We start from the raw sequence: 9,447 nt of genomic DNA, 5'->3' as shown, positions 1-9,447 counted from the left end.
ACGGCTAAAGGGATAAAAATGATTCAACTCGTGTTGATAAAGCAAATAGGTATAAAAAATAACGATAAACTATGTTATTCTTAAACGAAAATACGAACAATTGAAGCTTGGGGAATACATCATGGAAAGCTCTGTCATTGAACTACTAAAACCAGTTACCTTGGAAAAGGAAAATTGCACACCACTGGTGTTTGAAGAAGGCACAGTGCTGAAAGTAGTTATGCAAACACCAACCAGCCTGTTGGTGACTACAGACAACCAGTTTAATTTCACGGTTTCCCTTAAAGACCAAAACGAAGTCTGGAAAGAGCTGTAATTTTCCGAATTCAATCAAATGTTGTGATTGTTCTTTCCCCTCACAATACTCGACTTGCTAAATGTTCTTTTGAATGAATGGCAGTCCAATAAAAAACCTCCATCAAGGAGGTTTTTTATTGGGTAGAATTTTACTTTCGCTTAATACGCTAGATGTAGCAGGAAGCGGAAAATCCCGGCAATGATCACCATGGTCAGGAAACCGCCGAGCCAGAGTAGGATAAACCAGCCCGCCTGATTCAATTTCATCACACGTACCTCCCTGCCTTAATGATAACCTTCATCACCGACCCGGACTTTATCCCGGAACACCCAGTACGACAGCCCGGTATAAAACAGGATAATCGGAATCAGGATTAGTGCGCCAATCAGGGTAAAAAGTTGGCTGCTTTGCGGTGCAGCAGCTTCCCACAGCGTCACAGTTGGCGGAATGATATAAGGCCACAGACTGATCAGAAATCCTGTATAGGCTAGGACTACGAGTGCCAGCATATAGATAAACGGTGCGAACTCGCGACGGCGTTTACAGGCACGCAAGGATAGAAAGGTAAATAGCAACACCAGAATCGGCACCGGACTGAAATAGAAAATCTGCGGCTGACTAAACCAGCGTTCTGCAATCTGTTGATGAGCCAATGGAGTATAAATACTGACGGCGCCAAATATAAACAATAAGGCAATAATCAGTTTAGGCATCAACTTGAACATCTTGTCCTGCAGCTCATGGTCGGTTTTAAAGATCAGCCAGCCACAGCCCAACGTTGCATAGAGGGTCACTACACCTAGACCGGTAAATAGAGAGAATGGAGTCAGCCAGTCCAGCCCGCCACCACTATAAATACCATTGGTGGTTTTAATCCCCTGAATATAAGCACCGAGAATCACCCCTTGCAGGAAAGAAGTCAGCAGTGAACCGCCAATAAAAGCTACATCCCACCAGTGTTTACCCCGATGTGCCTTAAAACGAAACTCAAAAGCAACGCCACGGAAAATCAGTGACACCACCATCAGGATAATTGGCATATATAGAGCGGACAGCACAGTGGAATAGACCAGCGGGAAGGCAGCAAACAGCCCGGCTCCACCGAGTACCATCCAGGTTTCATTCCCATCCCAAACGGGTGCCACGGTATTCATCATCACATCGCGTTCATGCTGATCTTTAAAGAAAGGAAACAGAATACCGATGCCCAAGTCAAAGCCATCCAGCACCACATACATCAGGACACCAAGCGCGATAATTGCAATCCAGATCAACGACAGATCAATCATTTGTTATCCTCCTGCTCACGTTGAGCACGCGCGTCCTCTTCATTTTCCTCGAAAGTACTCATTGGACGTTTAGACGCACGGATGACTTCACCCTCAGTATGCGGACGGGCATGAATAAATTCTGGTCCCTTGTGCATCATTTTCAGCATGTAATAAATGCCGACACCAAATACCACGCAGTAGACCAGTACAAAAATAATTAGGGTCAATCCGACCTGCTCGGCAGAAACCGGAGACAGCGCATCCCGGGTTCGCATTACCCCATAAACGACCCAGGGTTGACGGCCGACTTCTGTAGTAAACCAGCCAGCGAGTAAGGCAATAAATCCGGAAGGTGCCATCATCAAGGCAAAGCGATGAAACCACTGCGCTTCATAAAAACGCCCAGTTTTACGCAGGATCAGACCTGCCAGTGCCATGATGAGCATCAACACGCCCAAACCCACCATGATGCGGAAGCTCCAGAAGATTACTAATGAGTTTGGACGGTCTTCAGGTGCAAAGTCTTTTAGGCCCTGCACTTCCCCATCCATACTATGCGTCAGAATCAGGCTACCCAATTTGGGAATACCAATCGCATATTTGGTTTCTTCGGCTTCCATATCCGGGATCCCGAACAGATACAGCGGCATACTTTCGCCACGGTTGGTTTCCCAATGTCCTTCAATTGCCGCAATCTTGGCTGGCTGATATTCACGGGTGTTCAGTCCATGAAAGTCGCCCACAATTACTTGTAACGGTGCCAACACCAAAATCATCCACATGGCCATGGAAAAGGAGGTTTTAACCAAGGCATCCCGGCGTCCTTTGAGCAAATGCCAGGCTGCCACGCCCTGTACCAGCAAAGCTGAGGACAGGAAAGCAGCAATGCCCATATGTGCCAGCCGATAAGGAAAGGAAGGGTTGAAAACGATGGCTAACCAGTCCTGTGGAACAATAAGGCCATTTTCAATACTGAAGCCCTGCGGGGTCTGCATCCAGCTGTTAGAAGACAGAATCCAAAACATAGAAATACAGGTGCCGATCGCCACCATAACAGTGGAAAAAAAATGAGTTCTAGGTCCCACCCGATCCCAGCCGAACAGCATGATGCCAAGGAAACCAGCTTCCAGAAAGAAAGCACTTAAGACTTCATAAGTCAGCAACGGCCCGGTGACACTTCCGGCTACACGGGAAAATTCACTCCAGTTGGTACCGAATTGATAACTCATCACTACGCCAGAGACCACACCCATACCAAAGGCCAGCGCGAAAATTTTGATCCAGAACTTGAACAGATCCCGGTAAGCCGGATCATTGGTTTTCAGCCAGCGCCATTCCAGTACCGCCAAAAAGCTGGCCAGGCCAATCGAAATCGCTGGGAAAATAATATGAAAGGAGACAGTAAAGGCAAATTGGATACGTGCCAGTTCCAGCGCAGTTAAACCTAAATCCATGTCATCACCTTATTGTTGAATTTGTTGGTGAGAAATCTTCAGCATAAGCAGCTGAAATGGCTTTATTTTGTAGTGTAGGTCGTACGCAACTTTCACAATGTTGCAAATCTGTAGGACTTTGATATCTGCCTGAGCTTTTTTTCAGGCGTGCAAAGTTCCAGTCCGCAATGGAAAACTCATGCGAAATTCATCATTTTCACGGTGTAAATCTTTTTAAAACGTTTCAGACAAGCGCAAAGATGGCTTGCCGGACTTAACGAGTTAAAGAGTACATGGAAGTGCCTTGCCTTGCGGCGGAAAATAGGGATGGAACTCAGGATTTAAAATAATTCAGCGGTAATTTCAGATAGGAAGTGCCATTGGCTTCTGGCTCAGGAAACTGCCCAGCCCGCATATTGACCTGAATTGCAGGCAAAATCAGTTTCGGCATACTCAAGCCTGCATCACGCTGGTTGCGCATCTCGACAAATTCAGCCTTGCTAATGCCCTGCCGGATATGAATATTCTGGGTTTTCTGGGTCTGAATATCAGTCTGGCAGACAAAATGCTGACGGTCTTTGGGTAAATAGTCATGGCACAGAAATACCCGAGTCTGGTCAGGTAACTGGAAAAGTTTGTGCACCGAATCATACAAGGTTTCAGCACTGCCACGCGGAAAGTCACAACGCGCCGTACCATAGTCCGGCATAAATAGCGTATCACCGACAAACACGGCATCACCAATCACATAGCTGAGACAGGCGGGTGTATGTCCTGGAGTTGGAATGTTATAGGCATCCAGATGACCAATTTTGAAAGCTTCACCATCTTCAAACAGATAGTCAAAAGGCTGCAAGGCATTAAACTGCTTGATGTCGAGGTTATAAATGCTGCTAAAGGTTTCCTGCACCAGCGAAATTTTATGGCTCATGGCAATCTTGCCGCCCAGCACCGATTTTAGATATTGTGAGGCGGTTAAATGATCGGCATGCACATGGGTTTCCAGAATCCATTCAACGGTTAGATTCTGTGCCTGCACATAGGCAATGATCTGGTCGGCATGTGTGGTCGAGGTGCTGGCAGAGGCAGCATCATAGTCCAGTACGCTGTCGATAATGGCACATTGCTGTGTGATAGCATCGCTGACCACATAACTAAAGGTATTGGTATTCGCATCAAAAAATTCCTGTACCTGTGGCTGTTGTAACATGCTTATCCTCCTGCCCATTTTTTATGAATGAAAACACCGGTCAACATCGCCATAATAAAGTAAAACACCTGATAATGTCCTAGACCAATAAGGGTAAAACTTGGTGCTGGACAGATGCCGGCAGTGCCCCAACCTATCCCAAATAATAGGCTGCCAATAATCAGTTTGCGATCAAGTTCAGTTTTGGTCGGTAGTTCAATCGTTTCACCGAATAGGGTTTTCGTTGCTGGATTACGTACTGCTTTCTGGAATGGAATAAAAGCCACCATAATCGCGCCCAGCATGACAAAAGCCAGACTCGGATCCCAGTTGCCGAATAAATTCAGAAAGCCAAGTACCTTTTCCGGATTAGACATCCCGGAAAGCATCAGTCCGACTGAGAACAGACCACCAAAGACAAAAGCCAACAGATTTTTCATGCTAGAACGCTCCTGTCACATGGCGAATCATATAGACCGTGATAAAACCGGTGCCCATGAAACATAAAGTCGCCACGATAGAACGGCCTGACAGACGACTGATGCCACAAATGCCATGTCCGCTGGTACAGCCAGAACCGAGTCGTGTCCCAAAACCAACCAAGAGTCCAGCTACAATCATCATCAATGGGCTGGCATTCAACTTAATCTCGGACTGGATAAACAAACCATAGATAAATGGAGTAATGATCAGGCCAGCCAAAAACCAGATTGCCGGAGTTTTAAAGCGGGTCTGTTTATTCACGACCTGTCCGACCAGTCCACTGACACCCGCAATCCGACCATTCACATAGAGATAGCCGACGACAGCAACACCAAGTAGTAAACCACCGAGAAAGGCCAAGGTAAAATCGTGCATAATAATTCTGAAATTTAATATATAATTTTATAATATATAATTAATAACATTATTCAAGCCGAATTTAGTAAGACATATTTTCAGATTAGCATCTCAGACGCGCTATAGGTATTTAATATGGACTTTTCCAAGGTTGATCAGGTTACTAATTTGTTGAAAGTTCTGGCGAATCCAGACCGCTTAAAAATTCTCTGTGTTCTGGTCGATACTGAGCTGAATGTACAAGAGATTGCCGACTGTTCTGGTATTCAGCAGCCGACCCTGTCACAGCAACTCACTGTGCTGCGCAAATATGAAGTGGTGAATACCCGCCGTGAAGGCAAACAGATTTATTATCAGCTGAGTGATCCAAAAATTGTTAAAATCATACAAACCCTGCATCAGTTGTATTGTCAGGAGATGAATTGAACAGATCCTGAAAAATTATTAGTCAAACTGTCTCGATTCAGCCCCTAAGCGATTGAGCAGTTTCGATTGGCATAAAATTAAGACTGAACCACCGATTCCTCTAGTTAATTCAAGCCTCAACCACAGGAATATCCAGCCACTGGGCCTCTGGAAAATGCTGGTGTAAATATTGCTGTAAATACTGAATGGTATCCTGTGCAATCACTTCATCTTGAGCATCATCGGCATGGTTAAAAGCCAGTGCATACAGTTTGATCTTGCGCTGCTTTAACAGCTCCAGACTGAGCAAGGTATGGTTAATACTACCGAGACGACCAGAAGTGACCAGAATCACCGGGAACTGCTGTGCTGTAATATAATCCACCGTTAACAGTTCTTCAGTCAGTGGTACCATCAAGCCGCCTGCACCTTCTAGTAATACCCGGTCATAGCGTTGAGCTAAGGTTTGAGTCGCCTGCTGAATTTTTGCAAAGTTCACCAGACGCTGTTCCAGCCGGGCAGCCAGATGCGGCGAAGCCGGATAGGCATAGATTTCCGGCATGGTCAGCCTTGCATGATCTTCCGGTAAAAGACCACAGCCCATCATCTTGCGATGCTGTTCAATATCCTCAGATAAATCGGTATTACCAGTCTGGATCAGCTTTTGGGTAATGGTACGAATGCCCTGATCGTTCCAGCTTTTGGCCAGAAAACCAGTGGCATAAGTCTTACCAATGCCAGTATCGATACCGCTGACAAAATAGATTTTTGCGTTCATGGGCGCTTCCGTGCGATCAGATAAATTGGGTGATAAGTCAAAGGATATTGCTGGCTGCCTGGCAGCTGAAATTGTTGATATTGCTTATAAAACTGCTGCAAAGAAGACTTCGTCCAGCGGAAACCCTCAGCGGTTGCTTGCACGCCGGTGGCCTTAATATGTTTCAGCACATCACGCGGATGTTCAAATTCCAGAATCAGGTGCTGTTCTTCCTGAATCAAGACCTCATAGCCGCAAGATTCCAGCAATTCAACCATCTGTGATAGAGACAAATAATCCAGCCCCTGCCCGGTCAGTGCCTTAATTTCCTTTAAGTTGTCGTGTGCATAGCTGGCAAAACACAACCAGCCCGACGGGTTTAAAGCCTGATGGATTTTCAGAAATAATGCTTCAAGCTGCTGCACCCACTGCAAAGCGGAACAGGATACGACCAGATCCAGCGATTGTGGCAGCGGCAAAGTTTCAATATTGCCAATGCCCCAGTAAATCCGGGCATCTTCATCAAAATGCTGTTTGACTTTCGGATAGAGATCATTCAGAAACAGCTGATCAAAGCTGTAATGCTGCATCAACTGACGGGTAAATAAACCTGAACCACAGCCAATTTCCAGAATACGCTGTAGATGCGGTGGAACATGCAGCTGCATACGTTGGATCAGTTCCAAAGCGACCCGACGCTGGGCAATCGCCTGCTGTTCATAGCTGGATTGTGCCTGGGCAAAACGTTGTGCAACCAGATCAGTGTTCATCGTGTTAACTCCTGCAACACATCCAGCAACTGTTGCACCTGTACCGGGCTGACCTGCTGATGCAGGCAGATGCGCAATCTGGAAGTATTTTTCGGCACAGTTGGCGGCCGTACTGGCAATACATAAAAGCCTTTCTGCTGCACATATTCTGCGGCATCCACAGTTTTAGCCACATCGCCAATAATCACCGGCACAATTTGTGAACTGGAGGGACAAGGATAACCAAGGGCTTGAATCCCCTGATGACAGCGACTGGACAGACTGGCAAGTTGTTGACGTTGTTGATTCATTTTCTGCATTTTCTGGAAAATAAAATTCGTCCAGGCCATACAGATCGGTGGCTGCGCAGTACTGAAAATCAGTGGACGCATGCTGTTGATCAGATATTCCCGGATGACTGGATGGCAGACCAGATAACCACCGACCGAAGCCAGAGCCTTGCCAAAAGTTCCGACCAGCAGATCAATCTGATCTAGCACCTGATACTGCTCGGCACAACCCAGCCCGCGCTCACCACGTACACCAATGGCATGGGCTTCATCCACATACAGCATGACCTTATCAAACTGCTGCTTGAGCGCGGCTAGCGCAGCAAGATCAGTTTCATCGCCATCCATACTGAAAATGGATTCGGTAACGACAATAATCCGCTGTATAGCCTTATCCGTCTGATACTTTGCTAAAAGCTCCTGCAGATGTTCCAGATCATTATGCCGGTAACGCACATAGCTGGCATTGGACAGACGAATGCCATCAATGATGCTGGCATGTACCAGCTTGTCAGCAATGATCATGGTCTTGCTATCCGCAAGTGCGGGAAGAATGCCGATATTCATGTGATAGCCACTATTAAACAGCAGCACAGAGCGGCCCAAAGCCTGTGCCATGCTGGCTTCCAGCTGTTCATAGGCCAGAAAATTTCCAGTCAGCAGACGCGAAGAACTGGAACTCATCTGTCGTTCAGCAAGTGGGGTGAGGTCAAAAAACTCTTCCCGCAGCTGCAGATTAGCCGCCATTCCGAGATAGTCATTGGAGGCCAGATTCAGCATCTCAACACCATTCAGCTGAAGAACAGGCTGGCTGGAAATGCCCTGCTTAAATTGGCGGTACTGATCCTGCTGTTTTAAATCATCCAGCTGCTGCTGAAAATGTTCCAGATGCTTCATGCTGTTGCTCCCAGTGCCTGAATCATCTCCACCATATGGGTCAATAAAGTTGCCAGTTGCTCATCGGAAATCACAAATGGCGGCATCACATACACCAGTTTTCCAAACGGGCGAATCCAGACTCCACGGCGTACACATTCGGCCTGGAAGCTGGCCAGATCGACCGGCTGCTGCAGTTCTACCACGCCAATCGCGCCAAGGACACGGACATCCGCAACCTGCGGCAATGTCTTCAGTGGCTGTAAATAGCTTTTTAATAACTGTTCAATCCGCTGCACTCTCGCTTGCCAGTCCTGTGCCAAGAGCAGTTGGGTACTTTTGAGGGCTACAGCACACGCCAATGGATTAGCCATAAAAGTCGGGCCATGCATGAATACGCCTGCTTCACCCTGCGAGATAGTGTCTGCTACATGCTGGGTGGTCAGGGTTGCTGACATGGTCATATAGCCACCGGTGAGCGCTTTGCCCAGACATATGATATCCGGGCTGATATCTGCATGTTCACAGGCAAACAGTTTGCCACTACGACCAAAACCTGTGGCAATTTCATCCAGAATCAGCAGAATATTGTAACGATCACATAGCTGTCGTACTTGGCGCAGATATTCCGGATGATACAAGCGCATACCACCCGCACCTTGCACGATTGGCTCAATAATCATCGCTGCGATCTGTGCATGTTTTTCTGCCAGCAGCTGTTCCAAAGGCTGAATATCTTCAGGCTGCCATTCACCATCAAAACGGCTTTGCGGTGCCGGGACAAAGTAACGATGTGGTAGGCTGGAACCAAAAATCTGGTGCATGCCAGTGACCGGATCACAGACCGACATGGCATTCCAGGTATCGCCATGGTAGCCGGAACGTGTGGTGACAAAATTGCTTTTTTTTGCCTGACCGCGGGCATGCCAGTACTGCACTGCCATTTTCAAAGCCACTTCTACCGCTACCGAGCCGGAATCTGCATAGAAAATCCGGTCTAACGGTTCTGGAGTAATCTCGATTAACAGTTTAGCCAGATCAATCGCCGGCTGATGGGTCAAACCTCCAAACATGACATGCGCCATGGACTGTAGCTGTTCTTGTACCGCCTGATTCAGTTCCGGATGGTTATAGCCATGAATCGTGCACCACCAGGAAGACATACCATCAATCAGCTGGGTGCCATCTTCCAGCTCAATTACAGCGCCATGCGCCGTCCTGACCTTGTAACAAGGCAATGGATGGGTCATGGATGTATAAGGATGCCAAATATGCTGCTGATCAAAAGAATCGTGCACAGAAAATAACCTAAACAATAGCGCTGCCCCGATCTTAACGG

Annotated in this window: 12 protein-coding genes; 2 read left to right on the top strand and 10 right to left on the bottom strand. The window is 47.0% G+C overall.

Features of this window, described 5'->3' with window-relative positions:
• Positions 1-121 precede the first annotated feature (121 nt).
• Complete coding sequence (locus tag GW12_RS09590; RefSeq protein WP_034586888.1) at positions 122-316, top strand: hypothetical protein; 195 nt, start codon at positions 122-124, stop codon at positions 314-316.
• Between the two features lie 140 nt (positions 317-456).
• On the opposite strand, the gene GW12_RS15685 is transcribed toward GW12_RS09590, so the two are convergent.
• The 6 genes from GW12_RS15685 to GW12_RS09565 form a co-directional block, all read right to left on the bottom strand.
• Positions 457-567 carry a DUF2474 domain-containing protein gene (locus GW12_RS15685; protein WP_375730992.1) on the bottom strand — a complete coding sequence of 37 codons (111 nt, stop codon included), beginning with the start codon at positions 565-567 and terminating at the stop codon, positions 457-459.
• Between the two features lie 15 nt (positions 568-582).
• A complete protein-coding gene (cydB, locus tag GW12_RS09585; protein ID WP_034586885.1) occupies positions 583-1,587 on the bottom strand; it encodes a cytochrome d ubiquinol oxidase subunit II in 1,005 nt (334 codons plus the stop codon).
• Positions 1,584-3,023 carry a cytochrome ubiquinol oxidase subunit I gene (locus GW12_RS09580; RefSeq protein ID WP_034586882.1) on the bottom strand — a complete coding sequence of 480 codons (1,440 nt, stop codon included), beginning with the start codon at positions 3,021-3,023 and terminating at the stop codon, positions 1,584-1,586. The genes cydB and GW12_RS09580 overlap by 4 nt, the downstream gene beginning before the upstream one ends.
• A 313-nt stretch (positions 3,024-3,336) precedes the next feature.
• Positions 3,337-4,212, bottom strand: a complete 876-nt coding sequence (locus tag GW12_RS09575) for an MBL fold metallo-hydrolase (RefSeq protein WP_034586879.1) — start codon at positions 4,210-4,212, stop codon at positions 3,337-3,339.
• A 2-nt stretch (positions 4,213-4,214) separates the two neighbouring features.
• Positions 4,215-4,631 (bottom strand): DUF6691 family protein, encoded by a 417-nt coding sequence (locus tag GW12_RS09570; RefSeq protein WP_034586877.1) that lies wholly within the window; start codon positions 4,629-4,631, stop codon positions 4,215-4,217.
• Position 4,632: 1 nt separating this feature from the next.
• Positions 4,633-5,049 (bottom strand): YeeE/YedE family protein, encoded by a 417-nt coding sequence (locus GW12_RS09565; protein ID WP_034586875.1) that lies wholly within the window; start codon positions 5,047-5,049, stop codon positions 4,633-4,635.
• 117 nt (positions 5,050-5,166) lie between these two features.
• Between GW12_RS09565 and GW12_RS09560 the strand changes: the two genes are divergently transcribed.
• A complete protein-coding gene (locus GW12_RS09560) occupies positions 5,167-5,457 on the top strand; it encodes a helix-turn-helix transcriptional regulator (protein ID WP_034586873.1) in 291 nt (96 codons plus the stop codon).
• 109 nt (positions 5,458-5,566) lie between these two features.
• Here the strand turns inward: GW12_RS09560 and bioD are convergent, their stop codons facing one another.
• Genes bioD through bioA form a run of 4 tightly spaced genes read right to left on the bottom strand, consistent with a single transcriptional unit; the run spans position 5,567 to position 9,406 of the window.
• A complete protein-coding gene (gene bioD / locus GW12_RS09555) occupies positions 5,567-6,214 on the bottom strand; it encodes a dethiobiotin synthase (RefSeq protein WP_034586870.1) in 648 nt (215 codons plus the stop codon).
• A complete protein-coding gene (bioC, locus tag GW12_RS09550) occupies positions 6,211-6,963 on the bottom strand; it encodes a malonyl-ACP O-methyltransferase BioC (protein WP_034586867.1) in 753 nt (250 codons plus the stop codon). The genes bioD and bioC overlap by 4 nt, the downstream gene beginning before the upstream one ends.
• Positions 6,960-8,129: an 8-amino-7-oxononanoate synthase gene (locus GW12_RS09545; RefSeq protein WP_034586865.1), complete on the bottom strand. Its 1,170-nt coding sequence runs from the start codon at positions 8,127-8,129 to the stop codon at positions 6,960-6,962. The genes bioC and GW12_RS09545 overlap by 4 nt, the downstream gene beginning before the upstream one ends.
• Positions 8,126-9,406, bottom strand: coding sequence for an adenosylmethionine--8-amino-7-oxononanoate transaminase (gene bioA / locus GW12_RS09540; RefSeq protein WP_034586862.1), 1,281 nt, complete (start codon positions 9,404-9,406; stop codon positions 8,126-8,128). Before bioA ends, GW12_RS09545 begins: the two co-directional genes overlap by 4 nt.
• Between the last annotated feature and the right edge of the window lie 41 nt (positions 9,407-9,447).

Source organism: Acinetobacter sp. HR7, assembly GCF_000773685.1.
GTDB lineage: Bacteria > Pseudomonadota > Gammaproteobacteria > Pseudomonadales > Moraxellaceae > Acinetobacter > Acinetobacter thermotolerans.
Note: the sequence above shows the minus strand (reverse complement) of the source record. Positions and strands in the feature narration are given on the sequence as shown.